This window comes from Paenibacillus sp. ICGEB2008, from assembly GCF_000307675.1.
Taxonomy (GTDB): Bacteria; Bacillota; Bacilli; order Paenibacillales; family Paenibacillaceae; genus Paenibacillus; species Paenibacillus polymyxa.
The window spans coordinates 1-17,968 of sequence record NZ_AMQU01000019.1 but is presented as its reverse complement, the minus strand read 5'-3'; the positions used below and the strand labels follow the sequence as shown (position 1 = coordinate 17,968).

The 17,968-nt window shown below is 47.7% G+C and carries 15 protein-coding genes; 12 read left to right on the top strand and 3 right to left on the bottom strand.

Annotation, left to right across the window (positions count from 1 at the left end; all coding sequences use genetic code 11):
• The first annotated feature begins 57 nt into the window (after nt 1-57).
• Nucleotides 58-423: an Asp23/Gls24 family envelope stress response protein gene (locus tag C400_RS0117925; protein ID WP_013310912.1), complete on the top strand. Its 366-nt coding sequence runs from the start codon at nt 58-60 to the stop codon at nt 421-423.
• Nucleotides 424-648: 225 nt separating this feature from the next.
• Here C400_RS0117925 and ftsW read toward each other — a convergent pair whose 3' ends face one another.
• Nucleotides 649-1,911 (bottom strand): putative lipid II flippase FtsW, encoded by a 1,263-nt coding sequence (ftsW, locus tag C400_RS0117920; protein WP_017427802.1) that lies wholly within the window; start codon nt 1,909-1,911, stop codon nt 649-651.
• 248 nt (nt 1,912-2,159) lie between these two features.
• Between ftsW and C400_RS0117915 the strand changes: the two genes are divergently transcribed.
• The 9 genes from C400_RS0117915 to C400_RS0117875 all read left to right on the top strand — a co-directional run bounded on the left by C400_RS0117915 (nt 2,160) and on the right by C400_RS0117875 (nt 11,392).
• Nucleotides 2,160-3,365, top strand: coding sequence for a M20 family metallopeptidase (locus C400_RS0117915; RefSeq protein ID WP_017427801.1), 1,206 nt, complete (start codon nt 2,160-2,162; stop codon nt 3,363-3,365).
• An 84-nt stretch (nt 3,366-3,449) separates the two neighbouring features.
• Entirely contained in the window at nt 3,450-3,878 is a 429-nt protein-coding gene (locus tag C400_RS0117910) for a CBS domain-containing protein (protein WP_013371865.1), read from the top strand.
• A 159-nt stretch (nt 3,879-4,037) separates the two neighbouring features.
• Nucleotides 4,038-5,861, top strand: coding sequence for a DNA repair helicase XPB (locus C400_RS0117905; protein WP_017427800.1), 1,824 nt, complete (start codon nt 4,038-4,040; stop codon nt 5,859-5,861).
• A 6-nt stretch (nt 5,862-5,867) separates the two neighbouring features.
• Nucleotides 5,868-7,853, top strand: coding sequence for a helicase-associated domain-containing protein (locus C400_RS0117900; RefSeq protein ID WP_017427799.1), 1,986 nt, complete (start codon nt 5,868-5,870; stop codon nt 7,851-7,853).
• A 107-nt stretch (nt 7,854-7,960) separates the two neighbouring features.
• Nucleotides 7,961-8,401, top strand: a complete 441-nt coding sequence (locus C400_RS0117895; RefSeq protein WP_016822365.1) for a YlbF family regulator — start codon at nt 7,961-7,963, stop codon at nt 8,399-8,401.
• A 34-nt stretch (nt 8,402-8,435) separates the two neighbouring features.
• Nucleotides 8,436-8,696 carry a YlbG family protein gene (locus tag C400_RS0117890; protein ID WP_017427798.1) on the top strand — a complete coding sequence of 87 codons (261 nt, stop codon included), beginning with the start codon at nt 8,436-8,438 and terminating at the stop codon, nt 8,694-8,696.
• 230 nt (nt 8,697-8,926) lie between these two features.
• The gene (locus C400_RS0117885) at nt 8,927-9,364 is read left to right on the top strand and encodes a hypothetical protein (RefSeq protein ID WP_013371860.1); all 438 of its coding nucleotides are present in this window, start codon (nt 8,927-8,929) and stop codon (nt 9,362-9,364) included.
• A gap of 200 nt (nt 9,365-9,564) precedes the next feature.
• Nucleotides 9,565-10,539: a selenium metabolism-associated LysR family transcriptional regulator gene (locus tag C400_RS0117880; protein WP_016822363.1), complete on the top strand. Its 975-nt coding sequence runs from the start codon at nt 9,565-9,567 to the stop codon at nt 10,537-10,539.
• Nucleotides 10,523-11,392: a PHP domain-containing protein gene (locus tag C400_RS0117875; protein WP_017427797.1), complete on the top strand. Its 870-nt coding sequence runs from the start codon at nt 10,523-10,525 to the stop codon at nt 11,390-11,392. The genes C400_RS0117880 and C400_RS0117875 overlap by 17 nt, the downstream gene beginning before the upstream one ends.
• Nucleotides 11,393-11,488: 96 nt before the next feature.
• Here C400_RS0117875 and C400_RS0117870 read toward each other — a convergent pair whose 3' ends face one another.
• Nucleotides 11,489-13,237 (bottom strand): Rqc2 family fibronectin-binding protein, encoded by a 1,749-nt coding sequence (locus C400_RS0117870; RefSeq protein ID WP_017427796.1) that lies wholly within the window; start codon nt 13,235-13,237, stop codon nt 11,489-11,491.
• A 230-nt stretch (nt 13,238-13,467) separates the two neighbouring features.
• On the opposite strand from C400_RS0117870, the gene C400_RS0117865 reads away from it, so the two are divergent.
• Both C400_RS0117865 and dapF read left to right on the top strand, forming a co-directional pair.
• Nucleotides 13,468-16,266, top strand: a complete 2,799-nt coding sequence (locus C400_RS0117865) for a calcium-translocating P-type ATPase, SERCA-type (protein WP_017427795.1) — start codon at nt 13,468-13,470, stop codon at nt 16,264-16,266.
• A gap of 109 nt (nt 16,267-16,375) precedes the next feature.
• Nucleotides 16,376-17,206 carry a diaminopimelate epimerase gene (dapF, locus tag C400_RS0117860; protein ID WP_017427794.1) on the top strand — a complete coding sequence of 277 codons (831 nt, stop codon included), beginning with the start codon at nt 16,376-16,378 and terminating at the stop codon, nt 17,204-17,206.
• 116 nt (nt 17,207-17,322) lie between these two features.
• On the opposite strand, the gene C400_RS0117855 is transcribed toward dapF, so the two are convergent.
• The coding region (locus C400_RS0117855; RefSeq protein ID WP_017427793.1) for an IS1182 family transposase at nt 17,323-17,968 on the bottom strand (646 nt) is incomplete at its 5' end.

The window sequence follows — 17,968 nt, the reverse complement described above, 5'->3', positions numbered from 1 at the left end:
TGGAGTGGCTGAGGCTTTACAATACAAATAAAGGATGGATGAAGGGGGACATAGGTCATGGCAGAGCAAATTCAACAACTGGAAGCAGGAAACATCAAGATTTCCAACGATGTCGTAGGAAAAATTGCCGGGATGGCCGCATTAGAGACACCAGGCATTGCTGCAATGTCAGGCGGCTTATCGGAAGGCTGGGCTAAAAGGCTGAGCGGTAAAAATGTGCAGAAGGGCGTATCAGTGGAGGTTGGACAACTGGAAGCTGCCATTGATCTACGTATTATCGTGCTCTACGAAACACCTATTCATGAGGTGTCCCGAATTCTTCAGCAAAATGTGCGAGAAGCCGTCGAAAGCATGACGGGGTTGCGGGTCGTGGAAGTGAACGTAAAAGTGGAAGGTGTCGCGTTCAAGGACGACGCAGTGTAATAGAACCACTGCATGCTAAATGAACATTTTTCACCAATGGTATAGATGCCGGGAATTCTCTGCGATAATCCGCATAAGAACACGAAAACTGGTGGTTATAAAACGCCAGTTTTCGTTTTGTGAATCTGCTGGTTAACATTTTGCAGACGGACCTGTAGTTATATACATATACAAAAAAAAACTTCCAATGCCACCGTGATTAGTGGTCATATGGAAGTTCTTTTTTTAGCGGTAACGGTTGGTTCTACGAGTTTGAAAGCGAGTGGGAACTTCACTACGGACCGTCACCCCTGTAGTGCGTTCTTGCACTGCTTGTTTGGTGTTCTCACGAGAAATACTGAGCATGATGCCCATAGAAAACATCATGACAAGCAGGGAGGAACCACCAAAGCTAATAAACGGAAGAGTTACGCCAGTGATTGGAATCGTTTGGGTTACCCCGCCGATATTAATGAAGGCCTGAATGGCGATCAAACCCATGATGCCAGTGCCCACCAACGTTCCGAACGGATCATGGCAACGCAGAGCAATGATCATGCCTCGCCAAATGAAATACAAATATAGCATTAGGAAAATGGCTGTTCCGATAAATCCGAATTCTTCACCAATAACTGAAAAGATAAAATCATTAAACGAATTGGGCAGATAATGAAGCTTGATAATGCCTTTACCAAATCCCGATCCGTTTAAGCCGCCTTCGCCAATTGCTTGGAGGGACTGCACCAGATTGTATCCTGTGCCTTGTCTATACTTCTCGGGATTAAGAAAGGCTTGAAAGCGTCCGATTTTATAATCTTGCTTGGCAGCAGTAGCTTGTCCATTTGCGCTGTCGGAATCTCCTCCAAACAACGATCCAATACCAAATACGATGGAAGCGCCTAGCACGAGCAGGATGATTGATGCTGTAATGTGTTTGACGCTGGCCCCCCCGGCATAAATAATCAGGCCGCTGGTGGCTACCAAAATAAAGCAGGAGCCTAAATCCGGTTGAAGCATGATGAGTCCTGCGACAGAGCCTACAATGACAGTTACAGGTATGTAGCCAGTCCGCAAATCTCTAAATCGATCTCCTTTTTTGACAATCAGTGCGGATAAGTAAAGGATGATGGATATCTTTGCGAGTTCTGTTGGCTGGAAGCCAATACTACCAAATCTGAGCCAGCTTTTTGCACCATTCAGAGAGCCTGTAAAAAGTACGATGATTAGCAGTAATATGGTTATGAAAAATAAAGGCACAAAAAGCTTTTTATATTTTTCCATCTTAATATTCATAGCTACCAGCATAATAAAAAGTCCAAGTATAGCAAATGCAGACTGGCGCTTTACAAAATATAAAGAGTCAAAATTGTATTCTTTATTCAGCAGAGCTACGCTGGAGCTGGAGCTAAATACCATGATTACACCGAATCCAACCAGCAACAAAGTGAGGATCAGCAATTGGAAATCCGGTGTCCCTCTTCTTCGAGTCTCCGGCTTCGTATTTCTCATATCAGCTTCCCCCGGTATTCGCCGCAAGGTATATTCCTCGCAGACGTTTATCATTTTATCGTTTATCCATTTTATCATAGTATGTTTGATAGGCTTCTGCAACCATCTGGAGCAACAGATATCACAACAATTCCATATCTGCTACAATAGGATAAAAATAAAGACTTGAGAGAAACGGCGCGTATGGGGTAAAGCTGCATGATTTATCGGAAGCTGGCCCGATGTTTTAAAAGGAGAGGTGGAACATAATGATACAACAGGCGATGGACCAAACCTGGTTTAATCAATTACAACAAAACATGGTGGAGTGGCGTAGACATTTACATAAGAATCCCGAAATTTCTTTTCAGGAAAGTAAAACTGCTGCTTTTGTAGCAGATAAGCTAGAGAGCTGGGGATTAGATGTTCGCCGACAGGTAGGGGGACACGGTGTTGTAGGTACCATTCGTGGTGCCAAACCTGGACCTGTGGTTATGTTACGCGCCGATATGGACGCTCTTCCTATTCAGGATGAAAAGGAATGTGAATATCGCTCCAGTGTGGATGGGGCCATGCATGCTTGCGGACATGACGGACATACGTCTGTTTTGCTTGGGACAGCATACTATTACAGTCTGAACCGCGATGAGCTGGAGGGAGAAATCCGGTTTTTGTTCCAGCCTGCGGAGGAATTGCTGCCTGGGGGTGCGGTTAATGTCATCAAAGATGGCGTACTGGAAGGTGTGGATGTGATTTATGGCATCCATTTATGGACACCCTTCTCGGTCGGGACCGCTGCGAGTTGTGCAGGGCCGTTGATGGCGGCTGCCGACGATTTTTATATTGAAATTGCAGGTAAGGGTGGGCATGGCGGTATGCCCCAGTCCACTAATGATAGTGTGGTGGCAGGCTCAGCTCTTGTTATGCAACTGCAGAGTATCGTAAGCCGTTCAGTCGACCCGTTAAAGCCTGCTGTGTTGACGGTGGGAACGATCCAAGGGGGCTCTGCGCAAAATATAATTGCAGAAACCTGCCGCTTGAGTGGAACCATTCGTACGTTTGATGAGCAGACCCGGACGGTCATGAAAGAGCGATTGCATGAGGTAACTGAGCTTACAGCAGCAACATATGGGACATCAGCAAAAATTCGTTACATTATGGGATACCCGCCAGTTGTTAACGATGCCCAGGAAGCATCCCGCTTTTTTAAGGAAGCAAAGCCTGTGTTCGGCGAGGGGAATGTACAGGAAGCGCCAAAGTTGATGCCTGCCGAAGATTTTGCGTATTATTTGGAACGTGTGCCAGGTTGTTTTATGTTCGTCGGGGCGGGTAATCCGGCCAAAGGAGCAATTTATCCGCATCACCATCCAAAATTTGATTTTGATGAGGATGCCATGATCAACGCAGTTCGTCTGTTTATTGCCATGTCTACCGGATATGTTGCTGGACGAAAAGAAGGGGCAATTAACGGCTAATACGAGCTAAATTGGGAAGGGTCCAATCTGGAGTATGAGCTGAATGAAATGGGGTACCCTACTCTTGAAAAGGAGGGAGTACCCATGAAAAAGGTTCAGGAAGTTATGACTAAAAAATGTGTAACGGTTACCCCGCAGGACAATATTTACGAAATAGCGGTCAAAATGAAAGACAATGATACTGGTTTTATCCCAGTTGTGGAAAGCGAAGGCAGTGATAAGTTGATCGGTGTGGTAACAGACCGTGACCTTGTGATTCGCGGCTACGCAGCTAAAAATTCTGGTTCTGGTTCGGTGGATACGGTAATGACAACAGGTATTCGTACAGCCAGTGCTGACATGTCAGTGGACCAAGCAGCTGAACTGATGGCAGAACAGCAAATCCGTCGTTTGCCCGTGACGGAAGGAGACCGTCTGATCGGGATTGTTTCGATTGGGGATTTAGCGGTTCGTAATATTTTTGCAGACAACGCTGGAGAGGCGCTTAGCCAAATTTCCGAGCAGGTTCACTAGAAGGATAATATAGCAGGTACCAGTTTGGGCGGTCATTATCCCGAGCTTCTGATCAGGAGTTCAACCCGAGTGTGGGTTGGACTCCTTGCTATTCCGGTTGATATGCGAATAAACGGATAAGCTATTTATTATAGAACTTTTGAGTGTCAGGAGGTAGTCATGAACCCAGATCATCCTTGTATTGTACAACGTGATTTTACCGTTCTGCTGGAAATGGGTTTGCCCGATTCGGAATGGGCCCGTTCACAGTTGCAGGTTTATGCAGAGCTGGTAAAAAGTCCGTCCGCTTTTCATACATATCACATCACTCCATTGTCGCTCTGGAATGCGGCCGCTCTCGGGTGGAGTGCTGAGGACATTCAAAATAGTTTGCACGCTATGTCCCGTTGGGGTATTCCGCGTGATTTGTTGAGAGATATTGAACAGCTTGTATCTCGTTACGGGACGTTGACGCTGTCACGGGCAAGTGCAAAAGAAGAACAAATTTACGGCACTGATACGATTGACGCGAATCGTGATGAGCAAGAGTCAGACAGAGATACAAAGGCGAGTAAAACCAACACATACACAATAGGGGATCACTTGATCTTGACGGCAGAGACCCCAGCTTTACTGGATGAGCTATTAAACAAGAAAGAGCTAAAACAGCTTGGTTTGCTTCGCACCAATGAGACAAGTGCATCCGTACCGCCCGAAAATCGTGGCTTGCTCAAGCAGGAATTAACTCGCTTGGGATATCCTGTTGTGGATACGGCAGGTTATCTTGAGGGGAATCTGCTTCGTTTTACCTTGGGAAAGGGACAAACGGAGTTGCAGCTTCGTGATTACCAGGTGAAAGCCGCTGATGCATTTGAAGGTGCAGACGGCTTAGGGGGGAGTGGTGTACTAGTGCTCCCATGTGGAGCCGGAAAAACAGTGATCGGTATGGCAGTGATGAATCGCCTTCAGTGTGAGGTGCTCATTTTAACTTCTAATACTATCTCCGTGCGGCAATGGATCGAAGAATTGAAGCAAAAGACGAATATTCCTGTCGATTCTATCGGGGAATACAGTGGTCAGAAAAAGGAGGTGCGACCGATAACGGTGGCAACCTACCAGATTTTGACGCATCGTCGCACCAAATACGGAGAGTTTGAACATATGAAGCTACTGAGTGAGCGGAAGTGGGGACTCATTATATATGATGAGGTACATTTGCTGCCTGCGCCAGTATTTCGAGCGACGGCTGATATTCAGGCTACCCGTCGTTTGGGATTAACAGCTACGTTAGTTCGAGAGGACGGGTGTGAGCGGGATGTGTTCTCTTTAATTGGACCCAAACGGTACGATATGCCGTGGAAGGAACTGGAACGACAGGGCTGGATTGCTCAGGTCGATTGTGTAGAGCTGCGTTTGCCCATGACCGCTGACCTTTTGGAGCGAAGTATGCGCGCTGAAGGCAGACAGCAATACCGAATTGCAGCCGAAAATCCGGCTAAGCTGGAGGCAGTACGCAGTCTAATGGAGAAACACAAGGGGATACCCACGCTTATTATTGGCCAATATTTAGACCAGTTACGTAAATTGGCTCAGGAGCTGGATGTTCCACTGATTACGGGATCCATGACTCAGAGTGAGCGGGTGCGTTGGTTCGATGCGTTTCGCAAGGGCAGTATTCAAACCCTATTGGTATCTAAGGTGGCGAACTTTGCGGTGGATTTGCCGGATGCAGCGGTGGCCATAGAAGTATCGGGTAGCTTTGGCTCCCGTCAGGAAGAAGCGCAGCGACTTGGCCGCATTTTACGACCAAAGCCAGGCGAGAATAAAGCTTATTTTTATGCATTAGTGACAGAGAACAGTAAGGAGACGGATTTTGCAGCACGTCGTCAGCTGTTTCTGATTGAGCAGGGCTATGAATATGCGGTTCGCAGGTTTGATAGGACAATGGCTAGCAGAAGCCAGGAGGATGAGACTGAAGATGGCGGAAAGAAAAAGGAGGCCTAATCAAGGATGGGCGTAACGAATACGCAAGGCAGCTGGAATGAGCTTTCAGCGGATGAACTGCTGGTGCTTAAACGATGCTTTATCCGGCATGCTGCACAACCTATGAGGGAAGAGGAGCCTGTGCAGCTTACCCAAGGTGCTTTAAGCGGAGTCGAAACAAAACTGGCACTGCATGGGCTTCGCACCCGGGGGTGGCTGGAGGCAGTCACCAAATCGTGGGGTGAGCGGATTTTATATATTCCGATTGATCGACTACCCGCTCTGTACGATATGCTGTTAGAGCAAACTCCAATGAACGGGATACATACGGATCATCCGATAACGGTACATGAAGCAATGACAGGACTGGAGTCGGAGTTGCTGCATGTGTTGTCACGTATTGCAATACAGGGGGTTCCTTTGACGGCCAAAGGAACCATACATAAGCGGTCATTGCAAAAATTAAATGAACTTACCCCCTTTCGTCCAGAGGACCTGGAGGGACTTGGGTTGCATTATGCGCATGCCGAGCTGTATCCAGTACAAACGGTGGTCATGATCGATTTACTACTTAGTTTGGGCCTGCTTGTGAAAGAAACTGTGTCTTTCCGCATTCAGGAAGCGGAACTGGCGACATGGATTCGCTTGTCTGCTGGGCAAATGCGCAAGCATATTTTTGCCACCCTCATGGAAAGGTACGGCAAGGCTGAAGCGCCCATACAGCATTTTCGCTATATGCTGTGTGCCGTCTCGCAGTATGTAGGAACAGACGGATGGATATCTATTCAGTGTCTGCTGCAATGGATGCTTCAGGTAGGCTTAATGCCGCAAAATCGTTTAAAGGGAGATGATTCCACAAACAGTACCCTTATAGATATTGTTCCTACAAACGCAACTCTCGATGGGCTTGCGGATGAAACAGTATCTGATTTTAATTTTAATGGACCTTTTATGGAAGATATAAAGGGTTGGTTGAAGGCCCTGACGGCTTTTGGAATGGGGGATTGGGGTCAGACCACATCAGGTGAATTGTGTTTTCGCTGGAATGTCTCTGTGACAGATCTGCTTCGTCCCTATCATGACGAGGATATACATCAAGAGCAAGGTGCCTTTTATGTGCAGCCTGATTTTGAAATATTAGTGCCGCCAGATGTCGCATATGATGTGCGCTGGCGATTGGAATGCTGCTGTGAACGTGTGACAGGAGACCGGATGGTAGTATATCGGATTACCAGAGAGAGTATTACAGAGGCAATCGAGCTGGGCATGGAGTCTAAGGCGATTCCTGCTCTTTTGGACAAGTACAGTCGGACAGGGGTGCCAGAACATGTACGGCTGGCAGTAGAGCAGTGGGCAGGCGATGTGGGACGAACGGCTTTTGCGACAGTAACACTTCTGCGATGCGGTACTCAGGAGGATGCGGACATGGTTGCGCGTCATCCTGCACTGGAAGGATTACTGGAGCGACTCGGTGACAAAGATTTTATTATCCCGGTGCGCTCTGCTGACAAAATACGAAAAGCGCTCGCTACAATTGGATTAAGTCCGCGTCTTGAGCCAAAAGGTGCGGATGAGCCAGCTCATCATTATCCACTTTTGACGGAGACAGAGAACCTAGAAGCAGGCCGTTCCCTATTTTCACAAGAGGGAAGAGCTGGTCTGGTTTACACCGGGCGTACGTTGCATTTCTATGAACAAGAGCACACCCTGCCTGATCCGTCTGACTATTTTCCAGAAAGATCTACAGTACCCTCTTCATGGACAAAAGAATGGAGGAGTTACCATACGTCCACTTCCAGGCAGTTGATGGAGCAAGCGATCCGTTGGCAGGCGGCGGTGGGATTGCGTATCAGCGGGAAAGAGGTTAAATGGATACCGGAATCGGTGGTTTCTGGCGATCCCTGGAGTGTCACAGGCTGGTACGCCTCAGGAATGGATGAGGAAACACCTTCTCGTGCGACCTTGCAGCCAAGGGATTGGTCCGATATGAGGTTGTTGGTTCCTTTTACATAGTCGTGTCAGGAAGTGCATGAAACTCCTTCTTCTCAAAAGAAGGATGTGGTATGATAAATGAGTCTACTTTTATTGGGTAGAACTTTATATAAAGTGAGATGACATTCATGAGCGTAGCCGAATTGAACACGGTCAATATGGCAGAAGTGCTTATTAACGCCTATGAATTGGGCGATATGGTCAACCGGTCCTTTGAGGTATCGGATTATTTATATTGGAAGCAGCGTGTGGAATTGAATCCGTCTATTCAGGCGTGTGTACGCAAGCTGGATGCCAAAAAGGAGCTTTTCGCTGAAACGGAGCGTTTTGGGCATTTTCATCCCAACTATCATGAAGCGAAGGACGCAGTGCAGGTCGTTGAACTGGAGCTGGAACAATTTGAGGCTGTTAAGGAGTTCAAACGGGCCGAAAAGGCGCTGGATGATATGCTTCATGCCATGTCTGAAACAATTGCATATTCCGTGTCCGAGACCATTAAGGTGCCGAGCAACGATCCGAATGTGAAAAAGGGCGGATGCGGCAGCGGAGGAAAATGCTCCTGCGGATAGGCCATAGGAATGATACGGAGGGGAGATGAAGCGAATGTTTGCCGAGCGGACAGGGTACATCATTTGGGTAAGCGATATCAAGGCTGCCCGCAATCTGGAGAAATACGGAAATGTCCACTATATTTCAAAGCGTATGCATTATGTAGTTATTTATATGAATGCGGATCGGGCAGAGGACACCGTTAAAAATATTCGCAGACTTTCCTATGTACGTAAGGTTGAGCGCTCTTTCCGAAATGAGATTAGGACGGAGTACAACGACGATAAGGAAAAGATGAAAGAATATGAAATATAAGCTTTGATTGTCTATACATTCAGAATTCTTAAAAAAAGGTCAGCCTACGGGCTGGCTTTTTTTTGTGAAGCCAGGACTTTTGCATACTAATCTTAATGCTGTTAGACCTAAAAAATCTTTAAAAAACACCCATAAACTTCAATTTTGTAACTTGTAGTCCCGGGTCTGTTGAGGTAACATATGAATATATTGGTAGATATAAAGACCTATCTGGTGGGGAGAGTGATCCCGTGCGTGACAAGGCAATGCAGCGATGGAGTACATACGAACCGTTCTACGTGGAGATGGGCGATAAGAAAGTCGCCGATATCGTGATTACAAATCATGCGAAAACACGTTATTTAGATCGGGTAGAGCAGAAACAGTCCGAGACGAATCATATCGCCGCCTGGCTTTGGGAGTGCCTGAAGCAAAACAGGATGGAGTCCTACTATCATAATGAAGAGGATGTATATTTAATTGATGGTGATCTGGTCGTTGTCGCCGAATTTGGTGAGTTGCCAGGTGAGATGGACATTGCGGGAAATCCGCTTCATAAGATGATTATCATTACCTTTTTGGGTCGGATGTCAGAGACTATCGAATTGAGGGACTTAAAATCCTACTATTCATGGCTGCGCCATTCGCGGCGCATGACACTGATGAAAAGCACTCGTAAGCAAAAATAGACGGTGATTTGGCGGACGGTTCCATTAGAAACCGCGCTCATTGACACCGTCGAGTTTGAGTAGAAGTATGCAGTTATCAGCTGCATGCTTTTTTATTTTGCAAGCATATACTCCTCATTTCGGTAAGTTTACTCGGAAATTGTTCGCAGACGTTTTTCTTATGCTAAAATAAGGAGATCAGAGGGGAGAGGGCTGTCAATATGAACTTTCATCAGCTGCACATTTTTTATACCGTAGCGGAGCGCGGAAGCTTCTCGGCGGCGGCGCAAGCGCTGCATATGACGCAACCTGCGGTGACGATGCAAATTCAATCTTTGGAAGATTATTTTGGCACGAAGCTACTGCACCGATCGACTAAAAAAATTGAGCTTTCGGAGGCAGGAGCGACATTACTTCCTTTTGCAAAAAGAAGTATGCAACTGATCAGGGAAGCTGACGAGGCAATGTCTGCTTTTACTCACATGCTGGAGGGAAGATTGCATATTGGCGCCAGCCTAACGATTGGTGAATATATTGTGCCAAGAATGTTGGGCCCGTTTGGTCAGGAGTACCCTCACATACGCATGGCAATGAATGTAATGAATACGACTCAAATTATGGATGATATACTAAAGCATCAGTTGAATTTAGGGCTGATTGAGGCCCCGGTACAACACCCGGATATTGTGGTGGAATCTGTGATGCAGGACGAACTGAAGCTGATTGTTCCTTCGGGGCATGTGTTAGCCAAGGCCAAAAAAGTAGTTTTAGAAGATGTATTCAAGCATCCTTTTGTAGCTAGAGAAAAAGGTTCTGGTACACGACAAGTCATAGAAGATGGGCTCAAAAATCGTGGTGCGGATGCCTCTCGACTTGATATTGTAATGGAGATGGGCAGCACTGGAGCGGTCAAATCAGCGGTAGAGGCAGGACTGGGGATTACCATGCTGTCACCTTCTTCAGTCAAACACGAGGTTGCGCTCGGGTTGTTGAAAATTGTAAATATTTCAGATATTACCTTCAAACGAGAGTTTTATGCGATTCATCTGAAATCAGCTTTGTTGCCAATCCCGGTAGTAACTTTTTTATCTTACTTGCGTCGTCATGATCAGGGATTGGACGTATTCGAGGACTCGCAGGACAAACTTGTAGTGATGAAAGAGGAGGAGCAATTGCGTAATGAAGGAACAGATTAATTCACAACGATATGATCTACATACACACACCCAAGCATCTGACGGTATGCAATCACCTGCTGATAATGTGCGCTGGGCGAAGGAAAAAGGGTTGGCCGGTGTGGCTATTACAGATCATGATACGGTGGCCGGTTTGGAGGAAGCCTTGGAGGAGGGAAGACGCATTGGAATGACAGTGGTGCCGGGTGTGGAAATCAGTACACGTGCTGGTGGCAAAGATATTCATATATTAGGTTATTTTATGGATTACCGTAATAAAATATTTTTGGAACGGTTGGAAAAGCTGAGACAGGCGCGGGATACCCGTAATGATTTGATTTTGAGTCGATTGCGTAGCTTGGGCGTGGAAATCACGCTAGATGAGGTGGTGGCTACAATGGGCAGACCACTAGCGCCAGATGAAAGCATTGGACGTCCGCATATGGCAGATACCCTGGTTCAAAAAGGTTACGCGAAGGACATGCGTGATGCGTTTGACCGTTACTTGGCAGAAGGCGCGCCCGGATACGTATCTGTACCCCGTGTAGAGCCTGCGGAGGCTATAAGCTGGATTCGTGAAGCAGGAGGTGTGCCTGTAGTGGCCCACCCTGGCTTGTATGGAAATGATGAACTGGTACGCTCCATTATAGAGGCAGCGAAGCCTGTAGGGTTGGAGGTGAGCCATTCAGACCATGATGCTGAGGCTGAGAGCCGATATACTGCTATGGCGGTGCATTATGGGCTTATCGCAACAGGCGGCTCGGATTTTCACGGTGCGCGCCAAGGTGTGATTTTCCACGGTGATCTGGGTAGCCGTAGTGTGGATGGTCAGGTTGTCGAGGAATTGAGAAAGGCTGCTGTTGGACAAAAGTAAATGAGAAAAAGCCCCTTGCCTACCGCATGGAACACCAGAAGTGTACGTGCAACGGGCAAAGGGCTTTTTTTTGTAGATTCCATATGCTGGTGGAACCTAGCCGTTTTTGATGCGGTTCGGCAGCTTTTTGACCAGTTCCTCATTAGGTGTGATAAAGAGCGTACGCTGATGATCGTAGATGACAAAGCCGGGCTTCGCACCGCTTGGTTTGCGTACATACCGAATCAAAGTGGCATCTACAGGTACGCTGCTAGACTGCTTGGCTTGGCTGAAATAGGCAGCCAGTTGAGCAGCTTCCTCCAACGTTGCGTCTCCGAATTTCTCGGCACGAATAACGACGTGTGACCCTGGAATATCCTTTGTATGCAGCCACGTGTCATTGGGTCCGGCCAGTCGGTTGGTCACATATTCATTCTGCAAGTTATTTTTGCCGACCAGCAGCTCGATGCCTTCGGATGATGTATATACGTGCAAGGTCGGGCGGTCATTTTTCTTCTTTTTCTTTCCTTTTTTAACCCGATCTCTGAGATAGCCCTGCTGAACCAGCTCTTCACGTATTTCCTCAATGTCGTTAATAGAGGCATGGGCTAGCTGCTGAAGAAGATTGTCCATATAACGAATTTCTTCGTGTGTTTTTGCTAGTTGTTCGTCAATGACAGCCAGGCTGTTTTTATATTTGTTGTACTTTTTAAAATAACGTTGTGCATTATCTGAAGGGTTGAGTAGCGGGTCCAATGGAATGGTGATCGCACCCTGTTCCTCGTCATAAAAGTTAGTGAGTGTTACTTCCTTGTCTCCCTTTTTTACCTCATGCAGTGAAGCGAACAGCAGCTCTCCGTAAATCCGAAATTGATCGGCATCTTCCGCTTCAGCCAAATCTTGATGGAGATGATCGAGTTTTTTTACGTTTTTGCTCCGCTCGTTTTGTAGAAACCGCAGTAGGTCGCTAACCTTTTGCTTAACCGTGTCCCTTTCTGCTTTTTCACCGAAAAAGTCCTCCATACACTCGCTGATGGTAGCGTATTCCTTACGTTCTCCTTCGATCAGCGTCAGTGGAATGGCTGAAAATATTACTTTATCTTGTGCGTTCAGTCCAGATACTGGCTGAAAACGATGATTCCGCACGTCATCCATAATGTCACTGAATGTCCTCCACAGTCGACGATCCTTGTCACCAGATGCTTCTTCGTTAGATGCTCGGATTAGTATCTCTTCAGCAATAAGGGGACTAAGTCCGGTAAAAGTGTTCACGAGCCAGCGTTTGGGAGCTTCTTCGGCCTCAAGGGCTGCTTGATACGAGGAGATGAAGGCTGCTTCTTCGACTTCTAGTGGATTCAGCTTATTTTGTTCAGGAGGTTCCGTATATTGAAAGCCTGGCATAACGACCCGATAGCTGCTGATAGAGGGTGTGACATGATGAATGCCATCCAGCATCATACCTGTTTCCGGGTCAAGCAAAATAATATTGCTATGTCTACCCATCACTTCAATAATAATGCGCTTCAATGAAATATCCCCCAGCTCATCACGCTGACGTATATCCATATGAATAATGCGCTCCATGCCCACCTGCGTGATGTTCTCAATAATGCCTCCTTCGCAATGTTTGCGAAGAAGCATACAAAACATGGGAGCTTCTGTCGGATTGAGAAAGCTTTGCTCTGTAAAATGTACGCGCGGAAATGTCGGATTAGCCGACAGCAACAGCTTTACACTCCCGCCTTGTGCCCGCAGGTTCAGCACGATATCGCGTTCGTTTGGCTGATGTATTTTATTAATGCGCCCGCCCCGGATGGCTTGCAGTTCGTGTACGATAGCGCGGGTTACGATTCCGTCCAATGCCATAATGTATGTTCTCCTTTGAAGCAAATGTATTTTCGCCTTCCTTCTATGATACATAACTTTGGGACAAAACTTAAGCGGCTTTGTGATATTTCGAGTCCTGTCCGAATAGATTGAATCAAGAAAGTCTGTCCAGCATATCAGCAATCGTGGCACAAAAATAGAATAACGGGCAGCCATCCTACGCACAACCGACGGAAACGGACTATCTGACCGGGAGGGAATTGGGGAGAATGGAACAAGCACACTGGCACCAATTAAGCAATGAACAGCTTTCAACTAGTCTGGAAGTCGACCCGAAGCAGGGTCTTTCGGAGGAACAGATTGCGGAACGAAGAGAAAGGACGGGTTGGAATGAGCTGAGCGAGGGCAAGCGTGTTTCGGCAATTTTGCTGCTGCTCAACCAGTTCAAGGATTTTATGATGCTTGTATTGATGGGAGCGACCCTGATCTCTGGCCTACTCGGCGAGTATCTGGATGCGATTACCATTATTGCTATCGTTGTGCTAAATGGAATTCTCGGCTTTGTGCAGGAATTCAGAGCTGAACGTTCATTGCGAGCTTTAAGACAGCTTTCGGCTCCAACCGCCAAGGTGCTGCGAGGCGGCAAACGAATACATGTTCAGGCCAGAGAACTTGTGCAGGGCGATATCGTGCTGCTGGAAAGTGGTGATCGTATCCCTGCAGATGTAAGGTGGTTGAGTACAAACGGCTGTGATGTCGAGGAGTCTGCCCTGACAGGTGAATCGGTTCCGGTGAGTAAGCATTCCCGTCCTATTCATGCCGCCGAAGTACCTCTTGGGGACCAAAAGAACATCGGTTTTATGGGCACCATGATGACCAGAGGCACCGCACAAGGCGTGGTCATTCGCACAGGCATGAGTACCGAAATGGGAAAGATCGCAGACTTGATCGAAAATACGGAGTCGCAGGAGACACCGTTACAGCACAGACTGGAACAATTGGGCAAAATTTTGATTATTGTGGCGTTAGCGCTAACCGTGCTCGTGGTCATAGCGGGTATTTTGCATGGTCAGCCAGCCATGAGCATGTTTTTGGCCGGCGTGAGCTTGGCTGTGGCAGCTATACCAGAAGGATTACCCGCGATTGTAACCATTGCACTCGCTTTGGGTGTACAGCGTATGATCAAACGCAAGGCCATTGTGCGCAAGCTGCCTTCCGTTGAGACGCTCGGCTGTGCGTCTGTCATTTGCTCTGACAAAACGGGCACACTGACCCAAAATAAAATGACAGTCACCAAGCTGTGGCTGGATGGTCGTTTCTGGGGAGTTACCGGGGAAGGTTATGATCCACACGGTCATATTATGGACAGGGATCTTCCGGCCGACCTAAAAAACGGACAATCCTTGCGTAGATTGCTGCAAGCTAGTGTACTTTGTAATAATGCGGAGATTGTTCAAGCTGACATAGATGAGCTGCGTTCAAAAAAGAAAACCAAAGAGCCGACGCCTTCCGCTGTTTGGGAGCTGAAAGGTGATCCGACAGAAGGAGCGCTGGTCACGTTAGCTGCCAAAGGCGGAGTCACGCGACAAGGGCTATACGAACTGTACACACGGGAGCGAGAATTTCCTTTTGACTCAGATCGGAAGCGGATGTCGGTACTCGTACGCCACCAGGGAGGACATATTGTATTTGCCAAAGGAGCGCCAGACGTGCTACTGGGTCAGTGCTCTTACATTTTATGGGAAGGGAATGTCGTTCCGTTAACGGGTACGCTGCGCCAAAAGGTATTGGCAGCCAATGAAGGTATGGCATCGGAGGCGCTGCGTGTACTTGGCGTCGCTTACCGTGATATCCGCTCGCATGAGCGTGTCTCTACGGTTGAGGAGGCTGAAACACAGCTGATTTTTATCGGCCTGACCGGCATGATTGATCCGCCACGCCGCGAGGTTCGCGAGGCCATTGGCAAGTGCCGTCGTGCCGGCATTCGCACGGTGATGATTACGGGCGATCATGGCACAACTGCGGAGGCCATTGCACAGCAGCTGGGCATTCTCCAACGCGGCTCAAATGTATTGACAGGACAGCAACTGTCTCTCATGGATGATGCGGCGTTGGATAACGTTGTTGATACCGTCTCTGTGTATGCGCGGGTGTCGCCGGAACACAAGCTGAGAATTGTCAAGTCGCTGCAAAGACGCGGACATGTCGTAGCTATGACCGGAGATGGCGTCAATGACGCACCTGCGATCAAGGCATCGGATATCGGTATTGCCATGGGCATTACAGGAACAGACGTGACCAAAGAAGCAGCTGCACTTGTACTGAGTGACGATAATTTCTCAACGATTGTAGCGGCAATTGAGGAAGGACGAAATATTTACGAGAACATCCGTAAATTCATTCGTTATCTACTCGCCTCCAATGTTGGCGAAATTTTGACGATGTTCTTTGCCATGATGGCTGGGCTGCCGCTACCTTTGTTACCCATTCAGATTTTGTGGGTGAACCTGGTAACTGACGGTTTGCCAGCGATGGCTCTGGGTGTGGATCAGCCGGAAAAGGATCTTATGGAGCATAAGCCTCGTGGCGCAAAGGAAAATATTTTTGCACGTCGACTGGGCTGGAAAATTATTAGTCGCGGTCTGTTGATTGGCCTATGTACACTTGCGGCCTTTTGGTTGACATTACGGATTGCTCCGAATGATGCAGGGCAATTGATCAAAGCGCAGTCGGTTGCATTTGCTACGTTAGTGCTGGCGCAGTTAATTCATGTATTTGATTGCCGTAGCTCCCGCTCCGTTTTCCATCGTAATCCGTTTCAAAATAGTTATCTCGTGCTTGCCGTACTGTCCTCCATTGTACTGATGCTGGTTGTAATGTATGTGCCTGTGCTGCAACCTATTTTCAAAACGGTACCCCTTGGTTTACGTGAATGGGCACTATCTATTGTCGCAGCTGGAATTCCTACGTTCCTGATGGGAGCGGGAAGTGTATGGGGCGGTCGACGTAACCGTCGTCACGGCGGAAATACACGATTTTCAGCGGGACGTACAAAGTTCTCAGCCTAGAATTCGGGTCTTGCATATCGCATCGCTTTCACGCTTTTGCCCTGTATGATATTATGGGATCAAAGCTTCAAGAGGAGCATGACATCAGCAGCAACGGCGGGGGGAAGCTATGGAATTCACTAAAATGAATGGTCTGGGTAATGATTTTATCGTTTGGTACGGGCATCAGGAATTGCCGTCTGACGCCTCGGAATTAGCTGTTCGGCTATGTGATCGACATTTTGGTATTGGCGCCGATGGATTGGTATATATATTGCCGTCTGAAAAAGCAGATTTTCGCATGCGCATCATTAACTCAGACGGCTCGGAGGCCGAGCAATGCGGTAACGCTATTCGTTGTGCTGCCAAATATGTGTATGACCGTAAGCATATCAACCGTGAACAGATCACGATTGAGACGCTGGGTGCAGGTGTGCAGCAGGTTGAACTGACTGTGGAAAACGGAACTGTACGAATGGTAAAGGTCGATATGGGAGAGCCGATTCTGGAAGGATTGAAAATTCCAACTACACTCGATTTGACTAACGTAATAGATGAGCCCATTGAAGCTGGAGGAAGTGGTTTTCGCTTTACGGCTGTTTCTATGGGAAATCCGCACTGTGTCATTTATGTTGAGGATGCGCCTAGCTTTGATCTGGAGGCCTGGGGGCCAAAGCTGGAGTGTCATCCATTGTTCCCTAAAAAAACAAATGTTGAGTTCGCCACGGTACAGAGTCGGAAGCATATAGATATGAGGGTATGGGAGAGGGGAGCAGGACCTACGCTAGCCTGTGGAACTGGAGCCTGTGCTACGCTTGTTGCTTCTGTACTAAATGGATACAGCGACCGCCGCGCCATGGTAAGCCTAAAGGGCGGCGATCTGGATATTGAATGGAACGAGGATGATAATCACATTTATATGACAGGTCCGGCTGAGATTGTATTCGAAGGTCGTATATAGAAGTGAGGGTGAAGAAGACCTTAGCAGGTCTTCAGATTGTCGAGAAACCCCGTCTTTTTGAGACGTGGTTTTTTTTTCTTTACATACGAGATCTCTGGTCTCTGGAAAAACAGGGTTCACCCCTGTTTTTCCAGGCGATCCAGGTGGATCGCCATCTTCTTCATGTTCTGCACGGCTGCCGTCATGAGGGCTTGTTCCCTGACGTTCGGAAGTCCGCGCAAACGGCAATAGCGAAACCCATGGAGCTCTTTGGCATCCGCGAAGCTTCGCTCAATCGTCTCTTTTCGTTTGCGGTACAGCTGTTTCCCGGATGGGCTTAGCCGGTTGCTCCGTACCCACTCTTTGCTGTCTTCCCAGACATGCCGAGTCACCACTTTGCGGTGGTTTTTAGACTGAGTACACTGGCTCAGCAACGGGCAACACTCGCACTGAGCCGGATCAGATGCATACTGCCGGTATCCCTTTCGGTCTGTCGTTCGGTAGGCTAATTCTTGTCCTGCTGAGCAAATATACACATTGTTCTTGGCATCGTATTCAAACTTCCATTTCGGAAACAGGCCTTGTTTGGGGTGAAATCTTCGGTGAGCAATCACGGCAAAAATCTTTCGGCTTTGCAAACCTCGACAAATCGGCGTTGTTAAATAACCTGAATCTAGCGCAACAGCTTCTACTTGAAAAGCAAAACGTTCTCTTTGGCGGTCCAAACGGGACAAATAGGGGACGGAATCATGTACATTCCCCGGCGTCACGTGCACATCCGTA

Bases quoted from the DNA above. Each gene is read 5' to 3' on its own strand.
- C400_RS0117925 (WP_013310912.1), top strand. From the start codon at position 58: ATGGCAGAGCAAATTCAACAACTGGAAGCAGGAAACATCAAGATTTCC.
- ftsW (WP_017427802.1), bottom strand. From the start codon at position 1,911: ATGAGAAATACGAAGCCGGAGACTCGAAGAAGAGGGACACCGGATTTC.
- C400_RS0117915 (WP_017427801.1), top strand. From the start codon at position 2,160: ATGATACAACAGGCGATGGACCAAACCTGGTTTAATCAATTACAACAA.
- C400_RS0117910 (WP_013371865.1), top strand. From the start codon at position 3,450: ATGAAAAAGGTTCAGGAAGTTATGACTAAAAAATGTGTAACGGTTACC.
- C400_RS0117905 (WP_017427800.1), top strand. From the start codon at position 4,038: ATGAACCCAGATCATCCTTGTATTGTACAACGTGATTTTACCGTTCTG.
- C400_RS0117900 (WP_017427799.1), top strand. From the start codon at position 5,868: ATGGGCGTAACGAATACGCAAGGCAGCTGGAATGAGCTTTCAGCGGAT.
- C400_RS0117895 (WP_016822365.1), top strand. From the start codon at position 7,961: ATGAGCGTAGCCGAATTGAACACGGTCAATATGGCAGAAGTGCTTATT.
- C400_RS0117890 (WP_017427798.1), top strand. From the start codon at position 8,436: ATGTTTGCCGAGCGGACAGGGTACATCATTTGGGTAAGCGATATCAAG.
- C400_RS0117880 (WP_016822363.1), top strand. From the start codon at position 9,565: ATGAACTTTCATCAGCTGCACATTTTTTATACCGTAGCGGAGCGCGGA.
- C400_RS0117875 (WP_017427797.1), top strand. From the start codon at position 10,523: ATGAAGGAACAGATTAATTCACAACGATATGATCTACATACACACACC.
- C400_RS0117870 (WP_017427796.1), bottom strand. From the start codon at position 13,237: ATGGCATTGGACGGAATCGTAACCCGCGCTATCGTACACGAACTGCAA.
- C400_RS0117865 (WP_017427795.1), top strand. From the start codon at position 13,468: ATGGAACAAGCACACTGGCACCAATTAAGCAATGAACAGCTTTCAACT.
- dapF (WP_017427794.1), top strand. From the start codon at position 16,376: ATGGAATTCACTAAAATGAATGGTCTGGGTAATGATTTTATCGTTTGG.